This is a genomic window from Coleofasciculus sp. H7-1 (assembly GCF_057473865.1).
The window spans coordinates 283,459-305,239 of the sequence record NZ_JBYCCT010000066.1 but is presented as its reverse complement, the minus strand read 5'-3'; the positions used below and the strand labels follow the sequence as shown (position 1 = coordinate 305,239).

At 46.2% G+C, this 21,781-nt stretch carries 21 protein-coding genes; 7 read left to right on the top strand and 14 right to left on the bottom strand.

Annotation, left to right across the window (positions count from 1 at the left end):
• Positions 1-20: 20 nt before the first annotated feature.
• The 8 genes from AC2VDX_RS17990 to AC2VDX_RS17955 form a co-directional block, all read right to left on the bottom strand.
• Positions 21-1,166, bottom strand: coding sequence for an ABC transporter permease (locus AC2VDX_RS17990; protein ID WP_378183995.1), 1,146 nt, complete (start codon positions 1,164-1,166; stop codon positions 21-23).
• A gap of 114 nt (positions 1,167-1,280) precedes the next feature.
• Entirely contained in the window at positions 1,281-2,162 is an 882-nt protein-coding gene (locus AC2VDX_RS17985) for an Npun_R2479 family HD domain-containing metalloprotein (protein WP_378183992.1), read from the bottom strand.
• Positions 2,163-2,582: 420 nt separating this feature from the next.
• Complete coding sequence (locus tag AC2VDX_RS17980) at positions 2,583-3,488, bottom strand: alpha/beta fold hydrolase (protein WP_378183990.1); 906 nt, start codon at positions 3,486-3,488, stop codon at positions 2,583-2,585.
• A gap of 116 nt (positions 3,489-3,604) precedes the next feature.
• Positions 3,605-3,949 carry a DUF1815 family protein gene (locus tag AC2VDX_RS17975; protein WP_378183988.1) on the bottom strand — a complete coding sequence of 115 codons (345 nt, stop codon included), beginning with the start codon at positions 3,947-3,949 and terminating at the stop codon, positions 3,605-3,607.
• Between the two features lie 423 nt (positions 3,950-4,372).
• Positions 4,373-4,585: a DUF2839 domain-containing protein gene (locus tag AC2VDX_RS17970; RefSeq protein ID WP_378183986.1), complete on the bottom strand. Its 213-nt coding sequence runs from the start codon at positions 4,583-4,585 to the stop codon at positions 4,373-4,375.
• Between the two features lie 124 nt (positions 4,586-4,709).
• On the bottom strand, positions 4,710-6,350 hold the full coding sequence (locus tag AC2VDX_RS17965; protein WP_378183984.1) for an ATP-dependent DNA helicase: 1,641 nt from the start codon (positions 6,348-6,350) through the stop codon (positions 4,710-4,712).
• Positions 6,351-6,449: 99 nt separating this feature from the next.
• Positions 6,450-8,030 carry a pentapeptide repeat-containing protein gene (locus AC2VDX_RS17960; RefSeq protein WP_378183981.1) on the bottom strand — a complete coding sequence of 527 codons (1,581 nt, stop codon included), beginning with the start codon at positions 8,028-8,030 and terminating at the stop codon, positions 6,450-6,452.
• Positions 8,031-8,269: 239 nt separating this feature from the next.
• Complete coding sequence (locus AC2VDX_RS17955) at positions 8,270-8,491, bottom strand: hypothetical protein (protein WP_378183979.1); 222 nt, start codon at positions 8,489-8,491, stop codon at positions 8,270-8,272.
• A 169-nt stretch (positions 8,492-8,660) separates the two neighbouring features.
• Between AC2VDX_RS17955 and AC2VDX_RS17950 the strand changes: the two genes are divergently transcribed.
• The 4 genes from AC2VDX_RS17950 (at position 8,661) to AC2VDX_RS17935 (ending at position 13,440) form a co-directional block, all read left to right on the top strand.
• Positions 8,661-9,506 (top strand): prephenate/arogenate dehydrogenase, encoded by an 846-nt coding sequence (locus AC2VDX_RS17950; protein WP_378184054.1) that lies wholly within the window; start codon positions 8,661-8,663, stop codon positions 9,504-9,506.
• A gap of 270 nt (positions 9,507-9,776) precedes the next feature.
• Entirely contained in the window at positions 9,777-10,781 is a 1,005-nt protein-coding gene (locus AC2VDX_RS17945) for an ATP-binding protein (protein ID WP_378183977.1), read from the top strand.
• A gap of 28 nt (positions 10,782-10,809) precedes the next feature.
• On the top strand, positions 10,810-13,101 hold the full coding sequence (locus tag AC2VDX_RS17940) for a S8 family peptidase (RefSeq protein ID WP_378183975.1): 2,292 nt from the start codon (positions 10,810-10,812) through the stop codon (positions 13,099-13,101).
• Positions 13,102-13,104: 3 nt separating this feature from the next.
• Positions 13,105-13,440, top strand: a complete 336-nt coding sequence (locus AC2VDX_RS17935) for a hypothetical protein (RefSeq protein WP_378183973.1) — start codon at positions 13,105-13,107, stop codon at positions 13,438-13,440.
• Positions 13,441-13,562: 122 nt separating this feature from the next.
• Here the strand turns inward: AC2VDX_RS17935 and AC2VDX_RS17930 are convergent, their stop codons facing one another.
• Both AC2VDX_RS17930 and AC2VDX_RS17925 read right to left on the bottom strand, forming a co-directional pair.
• Positions 13,563-14,345, bottom strand: coding sequence for an ion transporter (locus tag AC2VDX_RS17930; protein ID WP_378183971.1), 783 nt, complete (start codon positions 14,343-14,345; stop codon positions 13,563-13,565).
• A 181-nt stretch (positions 14,346-14,526) separates the two neighbouring features.
• Complete coding sequence (locus AC2VDX_RS17925; protein ID WP_378183969.1) at positions 14,527-15,552, bottom strand: sodium:calcium antiporter; 1,026 nt, start codon at positions 15,550-15,552, stop codon at positions 14,527-14,529.
• A 500-nt stretch (positions 15,553-16,052) separates the two neighbouring features.
• Here AC2VDX_RS17925 and AC2VDX_RS17920 point away from each other — a divergent pair, with 500 nt between their 5' ends.
• On the top strand, positions 16,053-16,547 hold the full coding sequence (locus AC2VDX_RS17920; RefSeq protein ID WP_378183967.1) for a DUF427 domain-containing protein: 495 nt from the start codon (positions 16,053-16,055) through the stop codon (positions 16,545-16,547).
• A 53-nt stretch (positions 16,548-16,600) separates the two neighbouring features.
• Here the strand turns inward: AC2VDX_RS17920 and AC2VDX_RS17915 are convergent, their stop codons facing one another.
• Positions 16,601-16,897 (bottom strand): hypothetical protein, encoded by a 297-nt coding sequence (locus AC2VDX_RS17915; RefSeq protein ID WP_378183965.1) that lies wholly within the window; start codon positions 16,895-16,897, stop codon positions 16,601-16,603.
• A gap of 268 nt (positions 16,898-17,165) precedes the next feature.
• Here AC2VDX_RS17915 and dapB point away from each other — a divergent pair, with 268 nt between their 5' ends.
• Both dapB and AC2VDX_RS17905 read left to right on the top strand, forming a co-directional pair.
• Entirely contained in the window at positions 17,166-17,996 is an 831-nt protein-coding gene (gene dapB, locus AC2VDX_RS17910) for a 4-hydroxy-tetrahydrodipicolinate reductase (protein WP_378183963.1), read from the top strand.
• Between the two features lie 83 nt (positions 17,997-18,079).
• Complete coding sequence (locus AC2VDX_RS17905; protein WP_378183961.1) at positions 18,080-18,784, top strand: phosphate ABC transporter permease; 705 nt, start codon at positions 18,080-18,082, stop codon at positions 18,782-18,784.
• Between the two features lie 48 nt (positions 18,785-18,832).
• Here the strand turns inward: AC2VDX_RS17905 and AC2VDX_RS17900 are convergent, their stop codons facing one another.
• The 3 genes from AC2VDX_RS17900 to AC2VDX_RS17890 form a co-directional block, all read right to left on the bottom strand.
• Positions 18,833-19,462 carry a precorrin-8X methylmutase gene (locus tag AC2VDX_RS17900; protein WP_378183959.1) on the bottom strand — a complete coding sequence of 210 codons (630 nt, stop codon included), beginning with the start codon at positions 19,460-19,462 and terminating at the stop codon, positions 18,833-18,835.
• Positions 19,463-19,759: 297 nt separating this feature from the next.
• A complete protein-coding gene (locus AC2VDX_RS17895) occupies positions 19,760-20,563 on the bottom strand; it encodes a TPM domain-containing protein (protein WP_378183957.1) in 804 nt (267 codons plus the stop codon).
• Between the two features lie 560 nt (positions 20,564-21,123).
• Positions 21,124-21,771 (bottom strand): rhomboid family intramembrane serine protease, encoded by a 648-nt coding sequence (locus AC2VDX_RS17890; protein WP_378183955.1) that lies wholly within the window; start codon positions 21,769-21,771, stop codon positions 21,124-21,126.
• Positions 21,772-21,781 lie beyond the last annotated feature (10 nt).

The following is a 21,781-nucleotide window of genomic DNA, read 5'->3' as shown; positions in this document are numbered from 1 at the left end:
TTAGCAAAAAATCTTTAAAATTACCGCCGCAAACTCCGGGGATCGAGGGCATCCCGCAGCCCATCGCCCAGCAAGTTAAACGCCAACACGGTGAGGATAATCAACAGCGCTGGAGGCCAGATCAACCAAGGTTGTAACACCAAAATTGATGCATTCGTTGCTAGCGATAGCATATTCCCCCAAGACGGATCTGGCTGCTGAATTCCTAGCCCAATCAAACTCAGCACTGATTCCGCCACGATAAAACCAGGGATTGCCAAAGTTGCCGAGATAATCACGTAGGTGGCGGTCTGCGGCAATACATGACGGATGATAATGTAAAGCGGTTTCGCACCCATTGCGCGTGCCGCTTGCACAAATTCCCGCTCTTTAATCGACAGCACCTGTCCCCGAATCACCCGTGCTAACCCAGCCCAGCCGACGAATGAGGTAATCAGCACAATTAATAAGAATCGCTGGGCACTCGTCAGTCCTGGCGGCAGCACTGCGGCAAGGGCAACCAACAGATAAAGGCTGGGAATCGTCATCAGCACTTCCACAAAGCGCATTAAGACGCTATCGGTTCCGCCTCCGAAATAGCCAGAAATCCCCCCAACCAACAAACCCAGCGGAAAAGAAATGGCAATTCCCACCAGACCAATGCTGAGGCTAATTCTGCCCCCATGCAGCAGACGGCTGAACTGGTCGCGCCCCTGTTCATCGGTGCCTAACAAATTCAGTTTGCCTTCCCCAAGGGTGCCGAAGAGGTGCCAATTAAAGGGAATACCGCTAAGAATTTCCACCTCATCAAATTTGGGTGGCAATGGTAGGCGAAGCTGAAACAGTTGGTATTTGGGTCCACGGACAAACAGGCGAACAGGCGAAGGTTTTTGGAAGTTTACAATCACTTTGCGATCGCCCGTCTCTAAATCTGTCGGCCCCTGAGTCGTAGGATAAACGTGCGGTCCAATAAATTGTCCCTCGCGGTTGCGCCAGTAAATCTGAGTTGGTGGCAGAAGAGACGTATTTGGCTGCACATCACACAGGCCATGAGACAAGTCATAAGAGTCACACGGACGATAAGGCGCAACAAAATCAGATGCAATGACGCTTAAGTAGAAAATTAACAGGATTAAAGCGCCAAAACGAGCTAAGGGATTGTTTTTAAGTTTTTGCCACCAGTTCATAAAGTTAGGAGTTAGAAGTTAGGAGTTAGGAGTTTTAAATTAAATCATAAGCTAGAATTCAGTATTTCCAAGCTTATTTTGATTATTAACTCCTAACTCTCGACTTCTCGCCTTCTAAGTTCCAACTCCTAACTGTTCTTCCAGTTGCCTCCGCTCATCTTCGGCACTTTCGTGTTCAACAACAAACACATTCGAGTAGAGGTTTGCAATGATTTGTTTACCTTGCTGAGTTAGCGACAGGTAGCGCAGCGCATCTTGAATATACGGGAATACCCCGTGCCAGTAAAACTTGGGATAGTTCCGCCGCAAGTCTCCGGGATGCCGATAACCCAAGGCTTGATTGACGCCGGTTTCTTCAAACTCATAGTACAGCGCCCCGATTTTCTTCAGGTAGCGGGGATCGCTCAGCTGACCAATTAAGTCAGAGGCACGAACCAAGCCCGGATAATTAACCGTATCTTGATGATCCTCTGCTTTTGGTACTGGAAAACGGGTTAGTTCAATATTGCGCTTGATCAATTCCGCATCAATCAGCTTATGACCGCCAAAGCGCTCTTCAATAAAGAGTTTGGCTCGATCTACGTGATAAGGCGTCAAGCTGGCATCTGAAGATCCGCGAGGAACGGAGACCATTTCTCCATCGTTCCCCGTCGCATACAGCCTTTCGTAGTCTCTATCTAGGCGACACACGCCCTTAACGTAGCCAATGTCATGGCAAACCAGTGAGAGAATGAAGTGCAACCAGTCTTCGCAGGACACTCCACCCTCGCGGATGTGTCTCCCCCGCAAGATTTCTTGCCCTACCAGAGCGACTAAAATCGAGTGTTCAACATTGTGATAGAGGGCGTCGCTGTTGGCAATGTTTTCCAGAGCCATACCCCCCGCCCAGGCAATAATATCTTCGTAGTCGGGCTTGTAGCCGCCGTAAGTGCGTCGGTAGCCTTCACGAATCCTTTGAACAAAAGAGTCAATCAGAATTTCTGTAGCGTTAAACATCCTTAGTTCTCGCTGGTACTGAGTGCAGTGAGGGGGCGTTGCTGAATTGGGAAATGATTGAGCATGAGGCGATCGCTCTCACGGTAGCCAATCATTTTGCTGGTGGCGCTACGCCATAAATCAAGTCAATGCGAGGATAAAACCTTCTCCTCTATAGAACGATATAGATACAACCCCTACCCTTTCAGGATGCAACAAAATTTGGCGGCTGGGGTTGTCAACTGTCATGGTTGCTCTGTGTTTCGCATCACAATTCGTTCGTTGACCGCCAGATGAGGGTTTGACATTCCAACACCAACAGCGCCAATTAATTTGGCGCTATCAAGCGTGTTGTTAAAGATTGTTGACACGAGAGAAGTCGTTAGCTTTAAACCTCACCGCACTGGCAGCAGTGTCTTCGGTATGTCTTCACCAGTAGATTTAGAAGCTTTTTTTCCCGCTAGCTAATTTTGGGGAGCGCAAAAAGTTTAAGAGTTCTCGATTGACGGTTTGGGGAACTTCTTGCTGCATCCAGTGACCGCAGTGACTGATAAATTTTAGGTTGAAAGGAGCAGCGATCAAGCGTTCCATGCCTTCGGTGAGTTTTCGACTCAAAAAGGAATCTTCTTCGCTCCACAGAATCAAGGTAGGCACGGTGACGGGATCGGGCGATCGCCCCCAGTGATGCAGCCAATTTTGAGGCGACAAAGAGGAGCGATAGTAGTTAATCGCCGCCGCCAGAACCCCAGGCTTTGCCAATGCTGCCTGATACACTTGGGCATCCTCGGCAGAAAACGCGCCTTTGCGAACCGCTTGTCCCCGAAAGACGTTATTTACAAAATCTTTTAAATTTTGCTGAATCAGCCACTCTGGCAAACCAGGAATCTGAAACGCCAGAACGTACCAGCTGCGACGCAAGTGATCCAGGTTTCCCGCAAATTCCTGCCAAAACCTGTACGGGTGCGGCGCATTCAAAATAGCCAGACGATTCAGAACATCTGGAAACTTCTGCGCCAGATGCCATGCGATCAATCCGCCCCAATCGTGACCAACAATATGTGCCCGGACATACCCTAAATTCTCAATCAGACCCCGAATATCGGCGCTAAGGGTATCCAAGTCATAACCACTAAGTGGCTTATCCGAATCGTTGTAGCCCCGCAAATCGGGAACCACCACCTTGAAATGGCGAGCCAGTGCCGGGATCTGATGCCGCCAGGAATACCAAAACTCTGGAAACCCGTGCAACAGTATAACTAGCTCTCCCTCTCCTTGGGTGACACAATGTAAGCGAATGTTGTTGGTCTCAATAAAATGGTGTTGCCATGCACAATCAAGGGCAGTCATAGACATCTCTTCAGGCATCCATCGCCAGGGGTTAGCACGTAGGTTTCTCACTTTTCAGATTAGCAGTCCCCGGAGCTAATCTGCCTAAAGAGAGTGGCGAAACCTCGCTAACTCCTTTAGCCTCGCTGGGGCACGGCGGGACGATACTCAGAAGGTTTGATTTGGTATTTGACTAGATTTGCTAGGTCTTGTAGCTGAGAGATAGCTTCAGCGCCCTCTAGCTTCATTAATTCACGGTCATCCCGCATCTCTGTCCAGGTGATGCCATAATCCGAGACTAAAAAGCGAATCAGATGGTTGTCACCTAGACTAACCATAAATGATGCGCTATTCATTTGGCCTCCGCAGGTATAGCAAGAAGCCAGATAGCCTCGCTGCTCTAGCACAATCGCCAGAGCTTGGAGGTTCATCACTAGATCCTGTACAAATTGACGGTGTTGCTCTGCAAGTCGTAGAAACACGGTTGTCCTCCAACCACCACACCTAATCTTAAACCTTTTATACTTTCTTAAGATTTTGCTCCTCAGGCATGACGGTAAATTAATTTAGGAGCTTGGAAAAATTTAGAACTTGACTGCTCCCTGATTTGCACCAGGTTAACTTGACTATTCAGAAAAGCCAAGTATCAACAATAACAGTTAGCTGGACGATCGTGCATCCTCAAGGCTAGCGATCGAGGCTACTTCTCGCTAAAGACGGGCTTGGCGGCGAAATAGTGCAAGTGTAAAAGATAAGAATAATCAATTACATTCAGTCCTCTAGGCAAAGCCTACTTATAAATATATGGACAAAGCCTTTGCCAAACTTAGTTTGCTGACAAACAAGCCAAGACTGTCAAATGCTTTGTCCTTATGCACTTCACCGAACCAGGTTGTTAGGAAGGTCTAGTTGACCTGCCACCAACCAAAGGAAGGTCCGATGAAGCGGATAGTCACCCAGAAAAGGATCAAGAAGCCGATACCATACCAAGCTCCCTGACCAGACCATTTCACAAACTGTTGTGCCTGAGTTTTGGTAATCGGTACCCAAGGAAGGATGTAGGTATCTTGACCGTAGTTCTCTCCGAGTGCTTCTTTACGACGCTTGGATTCACCCATAGCTTTTGGTGATGCCTTTAGACCTTTATTCATCATAACGCTGGCGTTGGAGCCGCAGCTGAATTATTGATTAAATTACAAGTATCGTGACAAAGAGCCATTGGAGCGAGTGGCGTAGGAGAAGCTAGCGATCGCTTGTAAACCAGTTACTGTCCAAATAGTTAATCCGAGCCAAGGGACTCAGCGCTTCCAGCACCTGAGAGCCGTAGCTGCGGTTGTTGACGCGACCATCGAGGAGAGCAACGACGCCCCGACATTCTCGCACGGGGGCGATCGCTCGCTGCAATTCACTCAAAGCCACCGGCAACAGATACAAGCGAAACCAATCTTTACGCTGTTCCTTGTAATGAGCCACCCGACCCGCTACCAGGGGATTTTCTAGAGAGGGGATCGGCAACGTCGCCATAACTAGCAACTGGGGAGCAGGCAACACCTCCTGATGATGCCGCCAGAATTCCCATCCCGTAACCAGAATGCCATTGTTTGACAAACTGGTTTTTTCCACTTGCACGCGGGAGCCAAACTCAGCCGCCATCACAGACGCCACCTGGGCTTTTAAAGGCGTATCCTCCACCAAAATCACCGCTAGTCTTTGAATGTCGGTATTCTCTGCCAGCGACCGATCCATTGTCCCAACTAGCTTCTGGACTTCTTGAATCAGAACTCCCTGAAATTGGGGCGTATTCGGCATGGGCAGCCGCTCTGGGAGATATAGCTGAATCAGTTCGTTTTGCCTGTCAGGAGAAAACTTCAGACACGTCAGGTTTCCCAATCCTACCCGCTGACGATAGGCGTTAGCTTCTGTCTCTAAATCCAGTGCCGCACCAATTAACACCACCGGATCGTGAAGCCAAATTTTTTCTAAAGCAGTTGCCACCTCAACAGGACCACAATACAAAGAAAATTGACCCAGATTCCGAGCAATTTCCGCCCACATCAGTTGGTCATCTGCTTGCAACCGCTGCCAAAAAATTCTCCAAGCTGGGGGTAATTTCGGCGAGAGGAAAGGGGGCGAGGAAGGAAATTCTCCTCTCCCACCCTCTGCCTCTCCAGACGGGATAAACCTTGTCTCTATAAGGTTCTCCCTGTCTCCGACTCCTATCGCCTTCCCTAAGACCGCGTAGAGACGCCTCAAGATGTCTTGCTCATCGGGTGAAATCAGACAGCACTCGTAAGGATTGGCTGGATGCTGGAAGACGGCTTTTGTTAGCTGTACCCGCGCATCCCGGATTGCCTTTGCCTTGCGGGGAAAAGCCAGCATCAAATCGTCCCAATCACTGGGTCGCAAGCCAGCAGTCAGTTGGTCGCGCGCCCATTCTTCCAAGTTATCAGCACCATCAAAAATAGTCGGAATGCCAAATGGTATCCGACCCAGCCCTTTGAGCCGGTCAGCCAACCAAACCTCTGGAGAGATCAACAGCAGTCCCTGAAAGTCGGCGTCAGGCCATGTATCGCCTGTCAGGATAGCTTTTTCCGTCCCCATCCACTGTCGCATCTGGGGAATTTCCACCTCTAGCAAGCGTTGCTGCACTGATTCTGGAGCCACTAGGATGACGGGTTTCGTCCATAGCAGTGCTGGTGCTAGGTAACTCAGGCGATACTTTCCTGTACCGTGCGAAGAAACCCCAGTCTGAATCAGGGCAGAACGCCCTAATCTTAAAGCCCGCGCCACCAGCCTCGCCATTGTCAGATGATGAGGCCAAGAACGATTCTCCTGTTCGCGAAGAAATGCACGTAGTGAGGAATGAACTTCTACCTCTATCACTTTAGATTTGAGACTTTGGAGTTAGGAAAGCAAAAAGTAAAAAAGTTCGTCTTACCTATTTTCTCTTTTTTTTCGCCTTTTGCCTGCCGACCCTTTCTGTCAACTTTGCTGTAATTTTTCTAAATAATCAAATTCCTTGACAAATTCAATCAATGTACCTACAGGAGGGAGAATCGAGCTTTGTGCTTCGACCGAGTTGTTTTTCGGAGGACTGGTCGAATTAGATTGACCTTGATTCATAAACCGTTTACCAAACACTGGGTGATGATAAACATTCAATGTTTGATCCGTAGAATTGTGTAGCACCGTTTGAGTTGGAGCCTGGAAGAAGTTTAATTTTTTTCTCAGTTCGGGCACCATTTTGAAAATATCGAGACTGCCGACTTGATTGATTGTTTTACTAAGGGCAGCAGTTAATTGCTTGATCCGCTGAGCATCTTTATGCCCTAGTGTTGATTGATTTTGAGATTGAAGTAGGTTAACTAGGGCACTGATATTTCTCTGAGTTGCTACTGCATCGTTAAAGGGAAAAATAGCCACGTAAGCAAGGGGAAATAATTGATCGTTGCTATCAATTCTGAAAGTGAGAATTGTTTTTCGAGCGCTGACTTCCAAACTGGGAGGATGGGCGATCCCCGGATAATGCTGACAGAGGTGATGATAAGTAGTGGCTAGCGTTAAATTTGCCTCTAAATCTAACGGTGCGTCCACGATAATTCGGACGGTTGGCAGCGTTTCATTGAAGAACTTTTTTGATTCTTCAGTGGTGAGACGAAAAATTTCAGTGCGATCGCCATCCGGACTCAAGTCAACCCACTCGCAGGTCACTCCTTCGGTTTTCAAACCAAAACGGGAGACTGCATACAGTTTTGCCCCGGTTAATATCGCCCCAGTCAAATCAGCTCCAATCCAATCGGCTTTAATCAATCGAGCTTGGGTGAGATCGGCGTGAACTAAGCTGGCATTGAGTAAATTGGCATTACTAAGGTCTGCCCCGATTAAGTTGGCTCCACTTAATTTTGCGCCGCTTAAGTCTGCCCAACGCAGATTGGCGCCGCTTAAGTCCGCCCAACGCAGATTGGCGCCGCTTAAGTCCGCCCCACTGAGATTGGCGCGACTGAGATTGGCTTGTCTCAGTTCTGTCTCTCGGAAATTGGCACCGCTCAAGTCGGTGCGGCTCAAGTCGGTGCCATTTAAGTTTGCCTGCTCCAAGTTGGCTCCCGTCAAAAAGGCACCCCGGAGGTTGGCTTCATTCAAACTGGCGCGACTGAGATTGGCTTCTCTAAGGGTTGCTTCACGCAAATCGGCACCGCTGAGGTTCGCTGATTTGAGATTGCACCCACTCAGGTCGGCGCGAATTAGCTCGGCTCGAATCAAGACGGCTTGGATGAGTTGCGCTCCCCCCATATCCGCTCGAATCAGGTTAGCGACGTTGAAGTTGGCCTGGTTTAAGATGGCATTGCTGAGATTGGCTCCACTGAGCCTAGCGACATTAAGTTTGGCTTGAGTCAAGTTAGCGGCTTCGAGATTGGCACCGCTGAGATTTGCCACACTTAAATTAGCGCCTGTCAAATTAGCGCCGCTGAGGTTGATGCCACTCAAGTTTGCCTCACTCAGGTCAATTGCCGCGAAGTTTCGCGCACCGGCTGCATATCTTACTATCAGTTCATCGACATTCATTTCGAGCCACCTTGCCAGCATTCTCATTTTATGGTTAGGAGGAGGGCGCTACCAGCAAGCCTTGAGGTTCATTTGTCGTTTTGAGTGGCTGGGTAAGTGTGCAGCAGATGAACCCTGGCTTTGCTTGCTTTGAGTCGGGCTTTTTCCCCGGCATCTATCTAAAGTTGTACAAAGTTGTACAAGCACTAATCTAGCGTGCCCCTCTGTAAATCTTAGAAGTAAGTTCTGTGAGGGCATCCTTAGAATGATGAAGGATGAATGAAGAAATCTATTATGCTGCCTACCTCACCTGTTTGGAAGGACTTTACCTGAGGAAAATAGTCGTATAGCCATTCTGACTGAAGCCGGTCGTAGCGGCTGATTGGATCGGGGAGTAAGTTGGCGCTGTATGCTAGAACATCGGTACAGCACTCCCAGGGAGAACCCCCAAAGAGCGCTCCTTGTTTCGGGGAGGGAGCCAAATTACTCTTGCTTCCCCTATTTTGGGGGATTTAGGGGCTTATACCATTTTAGATTTTGGATTTCAGATTTTGGATTGTAGAAGACTTGCGGTTATCGCGTCTCTGCCAGTAGCCACTTCCAGCAATTTATGTGTGGCGACCTTAAGGTGAAATGGTGTTAGACACAACAATGAATATTGGGATTGTAGGGTTGGGGCTGATTGGCGGATCGCTGGGTTTGGACTTACGAGCGGCTGGCTATCAGGTTTTGGGGATTGCGCGTCGAGAACAAACTTGTGTTGAAGCGATCGCGCGTGGGGTTGTGGATGATGCGAGTGTGGATCTGGCACTTTTGGCAGATGCCGATGTGATATTCGTGTGTACGCCCATTAGCGCGATCGCGCCAAGCGTACAGCAGCTCATTCCCCATTTGTCTGCCAACGCTATCATCACGGATGTGGGTTCGGTCAAAAAGCCGGTGGTGGAAGCGCTAGAACCGATTTGGACGAACTTCGTGGGGGGACACCCGATGGCGGGTACGGCAGAAAGTGGTCTGGAAGCTGCTCAAACTCAGCTATTTGCCGGGAAAGCTTATGTGCTGACGCCGGTGAAGACGACGCCTCCAACAGCGGTGAATATTGTCGAGGAAATCGCGCGATCGCTCAAAGCTAAAATATATCAGTGCCGTCCAGAAGACCACGATCGCGCGGTGGCTTGGATTTCTCACTTGCCGGTGATGGTGAGTGCTGGTTTAATTAATGCCTGCATCAACGAAACCGATCCAGCGGTTATAGAGTTAGCGCAACAATTGGCGAGTTCTGGCTTTCGGGATACCAGTCGCGTCGGTGGAGGCAATCCAGAGTTAGGCGTGATGATGGCGCGGTACAATCGCGGGGAATTACTGCGAAGCCTTCAACAATATCGCCACAGCCTCGATCAAATTATTTCTCAAATTGAGCAAGAAGACTGGAACGCATTGCAGGAAAAACTTTCCATCAACCAGCAGACACGACCGAAATTTTTGAATCCAGAATAGGTTTATTGCAAAAATCCCTGAGTAACCTATTCCCCAACTTTTCCCTAGTTCGGCTACACCTTTTAGCGTGGTAGCGAAGGCGAAGGCGTTGCTGAGCTAATGACGCGGTTTTTGTATATCCGCTGTTATCAAAGAGGCTCTCTAGAGATGGAGAGCCTTTTTAAGCTTTAGCTTCAGCAAACAAAGTAATAATCTTTATAGTACTTATGTACTAATAAGACCAGATCAAGTTACCATAGTGCAGTACTACCCCTTATACTGAGAGGCGACATGAAAGCAGAGCTTCTCAAGAGACTATTTAGGGCGATCGCTAGTTCAGACACTGAGGCGATTGACAAGCTCGCATATCTAGTAATTGAGGAAGAGCGCAGCAAGGGACATACGCTGCTAGCTGACCAGTTAGAGAACATTGCTAAGAAGAGCCAGAAGGAGAAGTCTACTTCAAGCAGCAAAGAAAGAGCTACCAACGCGCCAGAGAACATACAGGCTCTAAGTGAACTGCCAACGAGTAAGCGATTCAATCTTCCCTTAGTAACTATCATACCGAGGGATAATCTGCGGCATCACATGGTGTTGCCAGAAAAAATTGAGAAACGTTTCTGCCGAATTGAACGCGAATATGCGGCAAGAGATAGACTTGCTCATCATGGATTGCGTTACAGACAAAAAATTCTTCTGTATGGGCCTCCTGGCTGTGGAAAGACACTAGGAGCAGAACGTTTAGCTTGGAATACAGGATTACCACTTTTGAAAGTTCGGTTTGATGCAATGGTGTCGTCTTTTTTAGGCGAAACTGCGAGCAATTTGAGACTTGTATTTGAGGATGCCTCAAAAAATCCATGTTTATTGTTTCTTGATGAATGTGACTCAATTGCTAAGACACGAGAAGACTCTCAAGAAGTAGGAGAAATTAAGCGAGTAGTCAATACATTTCTTCAAATTTTGGATGAGTATCAACCCTCTTCAGGGCTTTTAGTAGCAGCTACAAACCTAAATAAATCTCTAGATACTGCCCTTTGGAGAAGATTTGATGACTTGATCGCAGTACCCAAACCCGGAGAACAGGAGCTAGAATTTATACTAAAGGAAACATTATCTGCAATTGAAGTGGGATCTATCAACTGGCCAAGGATCATTGAGCAGATGAGAGATTTTTCTGCCGCTCAAGCTGTGAGGGTTGCACAAGATGCAGCTAAAAGAGCAATCCTTGAGCGAGAGGAGCTAGTGATTCAGGAACACTTAGAAGAAGCGATCGCAGAAATCAAAGTTTCCTAGTATTAAATTTTGGTGTCTGGATAAATAAATGGTTGAAAGTTCTCAGGGGTTTCCGCATATCGATCTCAGGCTGACAGACAAGGGTACAGCAAAATCTCTAGGTGGCGGTGGTAATAAAAAAGTTACTCAGACACATATAAATTTGTCTAATCGGCAGGGACACGGAAGTAAAATTCAAGAATTAGTATCTTCTCTCATTTCCGATTGGAAAATAACTCAACAGCAACAAGAAGAAGATAAAAAACTCATACTTCCTGATTCCATACCTTTAATACTACAGATAGATCCTGAAACTTTCGATTTAGATGATCTAAGAACTTCCGAGATAGAAATAATATCTGAATTAGAAGATGGATATATTATTGGTGCGTCTGCGGATACTAACCTTACTGAACTTCAAAAGAAAATAGAAAAATTTTTCAATGAGCAACAAGGTGGTGGTGTAATTGCAAAAATTTTGAATATTCTTGACAAAAATCAACGCCCAGAATTTATTTTATCTCCAAAGTTATTAGAGGAATGGGAGCAAATAAAAGATGAGCAGGTTTATGTCGTTGAAGTAGGTATATCTTGTTTAGGAACTACAACAAAATTACGTGACTATCCAGAACAAAAAAATTATAGAAAGCCTGAAAATTATGTAAAAGCAATCAAGAACTGGATTGATAAGCGTGATATTACATATGATGAATGGGATGACTTAGCATCAAAGAGACAACAAGACTTGATGAATTTTATTAGCAATCCTAAATATAAATATAATGGTAAGCTTTTAAGTAGCTTTATTGAAGATAATCCTCCTCAATTTTCTGAAGCACCAGACAGTTTTTCATGTCTTATTCAAATATCTGGTCTATGTTTAAAAGATTTGGTATTTAATTTTTCTTATATTTTTGAAGTAACTGAAAAAGATAACATTGCTGAACCATTTTCCCCCAATGGTGAAATATCTAATATTAGTAATATATCTTTAGTTTTACAACCACCAGAAAAAAATGCACCTAATGTCTGTGTAATTGATAGTGGTATTCAAGAGCAGAATCCTCTTTTAAAAAATGCCATTGATTCGGGTAACTCAAAATCTTGGATTCCTTTAGAATTAAACTTAACTGCTGATCTGGTGAGTAATGGTGGTCATGGAACCAGAGTTGCTGGAGCAGTGCTTTATCCAATAAGTGTGCCTCGGAGTGGAACCCATCAAGCAATTTGTTGGCTTCAAAATGCAAGAGTGCTGGATAGTAATTGTAGATTATCTGACAAATTATATCCGCCTATACTCCTAGAAAACATCGTAGAGTTCTACTATAGTCAAACAGGAACAAGAATTTTTAACCACTCTATTAATGGAGATGTTCCTTGTAGAACTAGGTATATGAGTGCTTGGGCAGCAGCTATTGATAAATTAACATATGAAAAAGATATTCTTTTCATAGTATCTGCTGGAAATATTCCTGTAGAAAGTCATGGAATTTCAACAAGACTATCTATTAAATCTCATATTTTAGCAGGTAGACCTTACCCAGACTATCTTTCTGAGAACTCTTGTAGGATTGCTAATCCAGCACAAAGCCTTCAAGCATTAACTGTTGGCTCAATTACTCGAAATTCTTTCCGTGACTTATCTTGGTCTTCATTAGGAGAAAAAGACCAACCATCAGCATTTTCTTGCTCTGGGCTGGGTATATGGGACACGATTAAACCAGAGGTGGTTGAGTATGGTGGTGATCTTGTGAAAGATGAAGGTCAGCCACCAAACATAACTTGTATCGCAGGTACAGGCCCTGAGTTATTAAGGTCAACTTTAGGTACTGGTTCTACTCCTATAGTTGCCTCTGACACTTTTGGAACTTCATTCGCAACACCAAAAGTAAGCCATATTGCGGCTTGTCTTGCTGCTGAGTTTCCTGATGAAAAATGCTTATTATATCGGGCATTAATTGTTCAATCAGCCCGATGGCCAGAATGGGCCATAGCAAAGAGTGATGAAGAAAAGAAGAATGTTATTCGTCAAATTGGGTATGGTATTCCAAACCTTGAGCGTGCCTTGAGTAATACTCCAAATCGTAGTACATTAATTACACGAGGAGAACAGCTAATTAAAGCTGGAGATGCTCATATTTATCAGGTCAAACTACCGAATAGTCTGAGATCGCCTGGAGAAGAGTTTGAGATTCTGATAGAAATTACTTTGTCATATAAAGCTGAACCGCGTCGAACTCGGCGTAATAGAAGAAAGTATCTTTCAACTTGGCTTGACTGGGAGTGTAGTAAACAAGGAGAAGATCCAAAGCATTTTCTTGGCAGAGTTTTAGCTAATTAAAATGTGCCAGAAGATGCTGACAAGGGAGATGAACTTTTTACATGGACTCTCGGTAAAGAGAAGCATTATAAAACAATCAAAAATGTATCAAGAAGTATAGGAACAATTCAGAAAGATTGGGCTTTTGTGAAATCTTATAATCTTAGAGAGGCATTCTGTATTGTAGTAGTAGGGCATGAAGGTTGGAATAATGATCCATATGCTGAAGTTCCATACTCTCTAGTTGTTAGCTTTGAAGCCATACAAGCTGATATTCTAATTTATACGCCTTTTGTTGAGGCTCAAGTTGAAACAGAGATTCAACCACTGATAGAAATTCAATCTATTGTAGATAGCTGAGGCGATCGCACTCCTACCCTCTGTTAGCCAAAGGAATCATTAGCGCGATCGCTCTACCGGACTATCGCCAATTAGGCAACGATAGCACAATATGCCGCAAATGCGATCGCTTTCTTTTGCTACTAGCTACCCGCTAATTTTTCCAACTTAGTTCCGCAAATTTTGCAACACCGAGCATCTGCATCATGGGATGATAAACCGCAAGTAGGACAAAGGGTTTCTACCTGATTAGCTGTTTTAACCAATCGCTTGATCAAGTCGCCCAATTGCCAAGGAATTAGAGCAATTCCCGTCAAAATCATTAAGACTGTCATCAAGCGACCTGCTTCTGAACTCGGTGTCACATCGCCAAATCCAACCGTTGTCATTGTGACGACAGAGAAGTAAACGGCATCCAAAAAAGTAGCGAATACTTTAGGATTTACTGGATGCTCAACTTGATAAATTAAGCCGGAATAAACAAATATAATTGCTAATAAAGTAAATAATATTCGAGCCGAAATCTCTGCATCTTCATTAATGGTGCGACCAAACAAGCTTTTACCTTCTATAAATCGAATAAATCGCAGAATCCTAAACCATCGAAATACTCGGATAAAGCTGATGTCTGCTACTCCTAATAAAAATGGCAATATTGCTACTAAGTCTATAATTGAATAAATGCTGAATAGATATTTAATTTTATTATCTGCACACCATAAACGAAGCAAATATTCCCAGGCAAAAAGCAGTAAAATCGAAAAATCTATAGTATTAAGATTAATTCGGACATGATTTGGAAGCGGATAGGTTTCAACAACAAAAATTACTGAAGAAAGCAAAATCATTCCTGTAATTAGAAGATTGAATATTTTTCCTGTTGGTGTTTCAATGTCTTCTAAGTAAAAAGCAATTTTTTGTCGCATCAAAATAAATTAACGAAACTCAAAGTGGCAGCTTGATATCAAATGTGAGGAAGTTTGGTAATTGGTAAGAATTTTTAAAGATAGATCCGAGAAATCACGTCTTAATTTTGAGTTAAAAATTTTTCTAACAACTCAAAATTATTATTACTCATTTAGCAGAGTAAACCTCACTGGTAGCTGCTCAACCCCCAAAAAATAACAGCGAAAACCCACCTAAGTATAGGAGCAGAATCAGAAAACTCTCGAAGCTAATATTTCCAATTCCATGAGTTTCCCGCCGCAACAAGCCCAAAACTAGAATGCCAGTCATCAGAATCGTCAATGCGATCGCAAAAATCTGAGGCTGTGCCAAAGCATGATAAATCGAACCCTGCCGATAAGCAAAGTCAGAGAACGCCACCAGCATCACATCGAAGCTATTTCCCCCGATAACGCCACTAACCGCAAGCGTCAGCGCCCCTCGTCGCACCGCCGCGATGGTTGTTACCAGTTCCGGTAGGGCAGTTGACAAAGCGGTAAAAAGCCCTCCTACCACAGTTTCGGAAAGGCCGGTGTGCATAGAGATGGATATTCCAGCTTCTGCCACAAAATAACCGGCACCGGCAAGCAGCGCCGCCAGCAAAGCGAACCTTAACCACAACACAGTCAATCTGGTACCACCGGACTTCTCTGCCTTCGGTTCGTCAACTTGCGTTTCCGCAGTACGCCGAGGCCACCACATTGGTGTAGTTTGAGCCTCAGCCGCCAAACGCAAGCCGAAGATATAGGCAGCTGGGATTAGGAACGAGGCGGGATGAATCCCAAAAACACTGACATCTGGCCCAGACATTGCCATAAGAGGAATTGCCAATAAAGCAACTAGGAGTGTTGCCTGCATCAGATTTGGCACGGAGGCAGCTGCGTGTGTCAGGTTGGCTTTACCATAGGCAAGATCGGCAATACTGAGAAATGCTGTTTGGGCGGCAATACCTCCCAAAGCACTACTGATGGCAAGTTCGGCGTGACCTCCAGCAGCGGCGGTAACAGAGGTAACAATTCCTGCTAAAGAGGTACTACCGCCGAGAAACAAGGCACCCATAAGTGCTTCCCCAAGACCCGTTTCATCCGCTAGGCGATCCGCTGTGCTTGCCATCGTCGTTCCCACAACGGCAATGACCGCAGCGGCGATTAAAAAAACACTAATACTCAGCGTTAAGGATTCAAACACATCCACCCACTACGGTTCGGTTAATTTTTTCAATGCAAAATACTTAATTGCCCCAAGCAGCGTTTCTAAGGAAAAATTTCTCCTTCGCCCTCTTTAAAAGGAGGGAAAATAGCTCATAGCAAGGTTTTCCAGAGGGTTGCGGGATTTCCAAATACGGCTAAGCAGACCGTATTTTGTTTAGGGATATGTCCTCTGGAATTTTGGTTTTTTAGTATCTAACCCGAACTGTGTTGGTATATCCACCGCTTTTGTCTGCTATTTACTGTCAAAGTAAGCACCCTGAGAATTGCTCCCTAAGCTTTATTATTCCTTGCACATCTTGTCAGGTGCCTGTACTAGAAGTCAGATTCAGCGAAAATTTCTCGTGGAGCGATCGCTCTTTTTGTATGCTCCTATACACGGCTTCTCGCGTTTCTTACCGCCAGCTACAACAATCAGCGAAGCGACAAGCGCAGCACATCTAGAATAGCGAGTATGATTTTACAGCAGAAAAAGTCAGCATGGAACGCGATCGCATTGCACCCGGCCCCGGTCAAGAGTCAGTATGGGATTACCCTCGTCCCCCGCGTCTTGAGGAATCATCCAAGTACATCCAGATCGTCTTCAACGGCGTCACAATTGTCGATACCCAGCGGGCTAAGCGCGTACTGGAAACTAGCCACCCACCTGTCTACTACATTCCTCCGCTAGATATCAAGATGGAATACCTGGTGCGAAGCATTCAGGGATCGTTTTGCGAGTGGAAGGGAGGTGCTGTCTACTACACAGTCGTTGTTGGTGACAAACAGGCACCTAATGCCGCTTGGGGTTATCCCAATCCCACACCAAACTTCGCCAGCATCAAGGATTATCTCGCTTTCTATCCCCAGATGATGGATGTTTGTTTGGTCGATGGAGAACAAGTGCAGCCGCAACCTGGAGGTTTCTACGGCGGTTGGATTACCAGCGATATTGTTGGCCCATTCAAGGGTGAGCCAGGAACCTGGGGCTGGTAGTATTTGCTAGGGTTGTACAGATGCTGTACAACCCTACTGCGCCTAGAACTAATTTAAGAAAACCCGGTCAATCCTTGGCATTGCCGTCTCTTCCACCATCGTTCTGGCGTGCGTTCCGGGTCTTCATCTTCAAAATAGGTCGGGACGATACTCTCCGCAAACGGGATGTTTTGATTTTTAACAGTGGAATGCTCCGCTGACCCGTTCCTGTCGAGGTTACAGAAGAGTGCCGAATCGAGAGACGCGGCGTCAGTCTTATCTTGTTTGTTCTCTATTTTTGCAGAAGTGGCATCGGCTTTACTGCCAAACTTTCCCAGTTCATAGGTGGGCGAATTTTTGGGAAATGACATTGTTTTATAACCGCTGAATAAACTAAAATTGAGACTTTTAAACAGAAAGTCCCTCTGATGTGGAGTATAGCTTATTGAAAATAAGTTTTAATAAGTTATATGACTTAGAGCCAGAGAAAGCCACTGCTGTATCCCAAGTCGTTCCAGCAAGCAGTGTTTGAGACAGAATGAGAATTGCCAAGAATATCTGCGCGATCGCCCAATTCAGTCATCGTGGGAAGCCCTTCTTGGTCTAGAATGCGCTTGTCGAGAAGGGTATTCTTAAATCATGGCAAATCAACAGTATCCGATTCCCGTTGTCGTCAACGGTGCGGCTGGCAAAATGGGTCGCGAAGTCGTCAAAGCCGTTGCTCAAGCAAATGATATGACTTTGCTGGGGGCAGTGGATCGCACTTTGGAACACCAGGGTAAAGACGTTGGAGAAGTAGCGGGTTGCGAACCCCTGGAAGTGCCCATTGTGAGTGACTTACAAGGGATGCTGGTGCTAGCGACCCAGGAAAGACAGCTGGGCGTCATGGTAGATTTTACTCATCCCGACTCAGTTTATGACAACGTGCGGAGTGCGATCGCTTACGGCATCCGACCTGTCGTTGGCACAACCGGACTTAGCCCACAGCAAATCCAAGAGCTTGCTGAATTTGCCGACAAAGCCAGCACGGGTGCCCTGATTATCCCCAACTTTTCCATTGGCATGGTATTACTACAGCAGGCAGCTGTCCAGGCGTCCCAATACTTTGACCACGTTGAAATTATCGAGTTACACCACAACCAAAAAGCCGATGCCCCTAGCGGTACTGCCCTTCAGACTGCCCAGATGTTAGCCGAACTGGGTAAAACCTACAATCCACCGATGGTAAAAGAAACCGAAAAACTACCCGGTGCCAGAGGCAGCCAAGCCGATGAGGGGATTCGCATCCACAGCGTTCGCTTACCCGGTCTCATCGCTCACCAAGAAGTGATTTTTGGGGCACCGGGTCAAATTTATACCCTGCGCCACGATACTTCAGATAGGTCTTGCTATATGCCTGGTGTTCTTCTCGCCATCCGCAAAGTTCTCCAGCTCAAATCTCTAGTCTATGGGTTAGAAAAGATACTATAAGTAGCTAATCCCTAATCGAAGGACTGCTCTTAAACAATTAGCCATCCTTCAATCCTTCAATTAGCAATTCGCTTTTGAACAATATGCTAGTCCCATTAACGCGCCAGAAATTTGAAGACTTGATTCCCCAGATTGCCACTGGCCCCCAGTATGCTTACTGCTGGGGCAAGTTCCCAGACTTTTTAAAGCGATTGCTAATTTCTGTAGTAGCTGTGGTGGTGGTTTTACTCGTCGGCAAGTTTTTGCTGGGTGAGGATTTGAGCGGGATCACCTTCTTCCTGGGAATCATTACGGGTCTTTACTGGTTGTGGGCACCCGTCTATTGGGCAAGTCTGCGGAATGCTTCCTATCGCCGCTACGCCTACAGTGGATTTTGGCGGGGTGAAGTAGTGGATATCTTTGTTTCTGAAGAGTTGATTGGCGAAGAGCAAACCGTCAACAATCGCGGGCAGCTGGTGATTGTTGAAAACAGAGAGCGTCGGTTGAACATCGAAGTTGGGGATGAAACCGGATTTACGACACAGATGCAAGTACCGCTGCGCCGCATTCATAAAGCAGTTAAACCCGGTCAAGTTGCTGAGATGGTAGTGCTGTCTAATCAAAAAGACCTGGGTCGGATTGCCAAGGTGACAGACATTTATATTCCCAGTCAGAACCTCTGGGTGAGTGATTATCCTTATCTGCGGCGGGACTTTTTTGAGGATGTCAGTCGTCAGTTACAGGACACTGATGATGCTCCTTATCCTGAAAATCGTACTCCTAAGCGTAGGCGATCGCGTCGCCCTTGAATTGAGAAGCGGCTAATGGCTAATGGCTAACTCCCTGGCTCCCTGCCCTTAGCCGACACCATTCGTATCCTGCCCATAAGCTTGCCATGCCAAGTCAACTAAACCATTGACAATCGCCGCTGCCACCACCGCACTGCCCTTGCGTCCATCAATTCGGATGTGAGAAACTAGCGAATCTTTCAGCCGTGCCTTGGCGACATCCACATCCACAAATCCCGAAGGCGTGCCAATCACCAATGCCGGTCGAATTTCTTCTGCCTCAATTAGCTCAACCAGGGCAATGAGAGCCGTCTGAGCCTGACCTACCACAAAGATTCCCTCTGGATAGCGTCTGGCGAGGGTTTCAATTCCCCAGGCAGCGCGGCTTTTGTCTTTTTGGGGCCGCGTCAGGGCTTCCATACTGCAATACACTGGATTAGCAAAAGTATTTTGGATCGTGGGGCTAATGCCGACTTGCACCATTGGTACATCTACCACAATGGTGCTACGAGCTGCCAAAGCGGCTGCGCCAGCTTGGAGTGCCCTCTCAGAAAAGCGAATTAAAGACCGATATTCAAAGTCAGCGGTTGCGTAAATGACCCGACGCACAATCTCAAATTCCGCTGGTGAGAAGATGTGGTCGCCAATTTCTCGGTCAATGATTGCCAAACTTTGGGCATCCGTTACGTGCCATTCCATAGCGATTCGCTTTCAGCTTTTAGCTATCAGCTTACCAGCTAGCAGTCCGAAATGATTTGTGAAAACCAAAAGAGTGTTATTAAACCACAAAGACACAAAGGAAGAGAGAAAGATTTTATGAAATTTTCTTCTTCCTTTATGCAGGGATGTTTGCAGTTCGTTAAAAAAATATCTGACAAATCAAATAGGATTGCTATATTAGCTTTTTCCGGGCTAGAGGTGCGAGGGGATGCCTCTTGCCTCTTGCCCTCATTCTCAGGCAAAGCCTGGAAATGCTCTAGCCGCTGACGGATTTTTTCAAGTTTCCGGAGCAGAAGATTGAACGATCATCGGTGACAGGTAAGCGACTAAAGCACCGATGAAAAAACCCGCGAAGTTGCGAAACAGGGGCAACCACTCCGAGGTGCGAGTGACAACGGGACCGATGCCAAAGGCAATGAATAAAATTCCCCACAAAGGAGAGAATATTAAAGCCCACTGCCATGCAAAAAGTTGTCCCTTTTTGCGGGGTACAGCGGCAAAGCCGCAGATAATTCCGCCCACAATGGAGGTAATCAGGGTGAGAATCCACTGTTCTCTGGGCAGTCCGGGTACAACGCGGCAACCGCCCTGACGCAGACAGGTTTTAATAGATTCTAATGATTGAATGATGGCTTGGTCTTCGCCGTTTTCGCGCACGAAGTACAGATTGCCGAAGCGCGTTTGCAACTCAATCCAGAAGGTACGCGACATGAGTTTATAAACGTCATCGCCTACATTAAAGTTGAGAATATTGCCGCCGCGTTGGTCAGCAACCAGCAACACGCTTTTATTATCCAAGCTCCAGTAATCTTTCAAGGCAAGACCGGGGGTACGGTCGTATTGAGTTAATACCCGCAGCTTCCAGCCCGTTTCTGCTTCAAAACTCTCTATATTTTTGACCAGTGCCTCTTCCTGAATATTTGTCAAGGCTTTGGCTAAGTCAATGATTGGGGTATGAGTCTCCGGCAGTAAGTCGGGATTGTTATAGGCATGAGCAACGGGAGCGATCGCCCAAATCGACAAAGCCAGGAAAAATGCGACTAGGGATGCCACAATTCGTTGTTTAGGAAGATGCTTCATTGGCAGTTCGGTTTGTTTAAAAGTGAGTGGGTTAGGTAAACTAATATTTCTTTACACTTGTTTACCATATTTTAATACAACGAGTGTCTAGGGGCACCCATTGAGGAGTCAGGAGTCAGGAGTCAGGACTGAGTGCTGAGGACTGAGGACTGAGGAGTCAGAAAAGAGGAGTCAGGAGTCAGGAGTCAGGACTGAGTGCTGAGGACTGAGGACTGAGGAGTCAGAAAAGAGGAGTCAGGAGTCAGGAGTCAGGAGTCAGGAGTCAGGAGTCAGGAGTGAGGGAAGAGGACTGAGGGCTGAGGAGTCAGGAGTCAGGAGTGAGGGAAGAGGAGTCAGGACAGGACTTACGCAAAGCTTATACCTATAGCGTTTTGTAGGGGCAATCCCCCTGTGGTTGCCCTCAGATGTCGCGCAAGTTGCGTAAGTCCTGAGGAGTGAGTGCTGAGGAGTGAGGAGTCAGGATTGAGGACTGAGGGAAGAGTATAAAGAGGGGTGATTCAATGTCAGCTTTGATGTTGCATCAAATCACCCCTGACTCTTGTGGGATGTCTACAGCACGGCTACGTTCTCCGAAAACGGGTTGGGTCAAGTCGCATCAAACCCATAATCAGCGCTACCCCTACAACAGCGCCTCCCAGGTGAGCAAAATGGTCTACCCCGTCTTGAATCCCGGTTTGTTGAAATTCAAAGAACACTCGCTCAATCACAAACTGACCCAGAATCACCACTTCCACGACTTTGCGCCAATTCCAGCTCAACTTAATCAACACGCTGACAGCAAATAAGCCAAAGACGGCTCCGGAAGCCCCCAAAGAATAGATTGACCCATGCTGGAAAAGCCAACTCATTAGACTAGCGCCCAGTCCGCAGACTAAGTAAGAAGCGACAACCCCGAAGATTCCTTCCTCTTCCTCAACTAAGCGACCAAAGACATAAAGAAAAAACAGATTTCCCGACAAGTGCGCCCAGCTAGCGTGACAAAACATCGCCGTGAAGAATTGATATAAGGCTGGGTTGGCATGATTGAGATATAAACCTCTAAGATTAAGACCGAGAATATGGTCAGCAATAAAGATAACTAGGTTGATCAAAATCAGGGCAAAAACACCGTTGTATTGGTTGTTTCGTCTGCGGTTTGATGAACGATCCTCTAGCAGCAAGTCAGTGGCAGAATCGATCGGTTCTGAGTTTCCCTGATTTTTTCTCATAGCTGGTATT

What these genes read in the sequence shown, in the direction of transcription:
- AC2VDX_RS17990 (WP_378183995.1), bottom strand. Translation starts at nt 1,166, where the DNA reads ATGAACTGGTGGCAAAAACTTAAAAACAATCCCTTAGCTCGTTTTGGC.
- AC2VDX_RS17985 (WP_378183992.1), bottom strand. Translation starts at nt 2,162, where the DNA reads ATGTTTAACGCTACAGAAATTCTGATTGACTCTTTTGTTCAAAGGATT.
- AC2VDX_RS17980 (WP_378183990.1), bottom strand. Translation starts at nt 3,488, where the DNA reads ATGACTGCCCTTGATTGTGCATGGCAACACCATTTTATTGAGACCAAC.
- AC2VDX_RS17970 (WP_378183986.1), bottom strand. Translation starts at nt 4,585, where the DNA reads ATGGGTGAATCCAAGCGTCGTAAAGAAGCACTCGGAGAGAACTACGGT.
- AC2VDX_RS17960 (WP_378183981.1), bottom strand. Translation starts at nt 8,030, where the DNA reads ATGAATGTCGATGAACTGATAGTAAGATATGCAGCCGGTGCGCGAAAC.
- AC2VDX_RS17950 (WP_378184054.1), top strand. Translation starts at nt 8,661, where the DNA reads ATGAATATTGGGATTGTAGGGTTGGGGCTGATTGGCGGATCGCTGGGT.
- AC2VDX_RS17945 (WP_378183977.1), top strand. Translation starts at nt 9,777, where the DNA reads ATGAAAGCAGAGCTTCTCAAGAGACTATTTAGGGCGATCGCTAGTTCA.
- AC2VDX_RS17940 (WP_378183975.1), top strand. Translation starts at nt 10,810, where the DNA reads ATGGTTGAAAGTTCTCAGGGGTTTCCGCATATCGATCTCAGGCTGACA.
- AC2VDX_RS17930 (WP_378183971.1), bottom strand. Translation starts at nt 14,345, where the DNA reads ATGCGACAAAAAATTGCTTTTTACTTAGAAGACATTGAAACACCAACA.
- AC2VDX_RS17920 (WP_378183967.1), top strand. Translation starts at nt 16,053, where the DNA reads ATGGAACGCGATCGCATTGCACCCGGCCCCGGTCAAGAGTCAGTATGG.
- AC2VDX_RS17915 (WP_378183965.1), bottom strand. Translation starts at nt 16,897, where the DNA reads ATGTCATTTCCCAAAAATTCGCCCACCTATGAACTGGGAAAGTTTGGC.
- dapB (WP_378183963.1), top strand. Translation starts at nt 17,166, where the DNA reads ATGGCAAATCAACAGTATCCGATTCCCGTTGTCGTCAACGGTGCGGCT.
- AC2VDX_RS17905 (WP_378183961.1), top strand. Translation starts at nt 18,080, where the DNA reads ATGCTAGTCCCATTAACGCGCCAGAAATTTGAAGACTTGATTCCCCAG.
- AC2VDX_RS17900 (WP_378183959.1), bottom strand. Translation starts at nt 19,462, where the DNA reads ATGGAATGGCACGTAACGGATGCCCAAAGTTTGGCAATCATTGACCGA.
- AC2VDX_RS17895 (WP_378183957.1), bottom strand. Translation starts at nt 20,563, where the DNA reads ATGAAGCATCTTCCTAAACAACGAATTGTGGCATCCCTAGTCGCATTT.
- AC2VDX_RS17890 (WP_378183955.1), bottom strand. Translation starts at nt 21,771, where the DNA reads ATGAGAAAAAATCAGGGAAACTCAGAACCGATCGATTCTGCCACTGAC.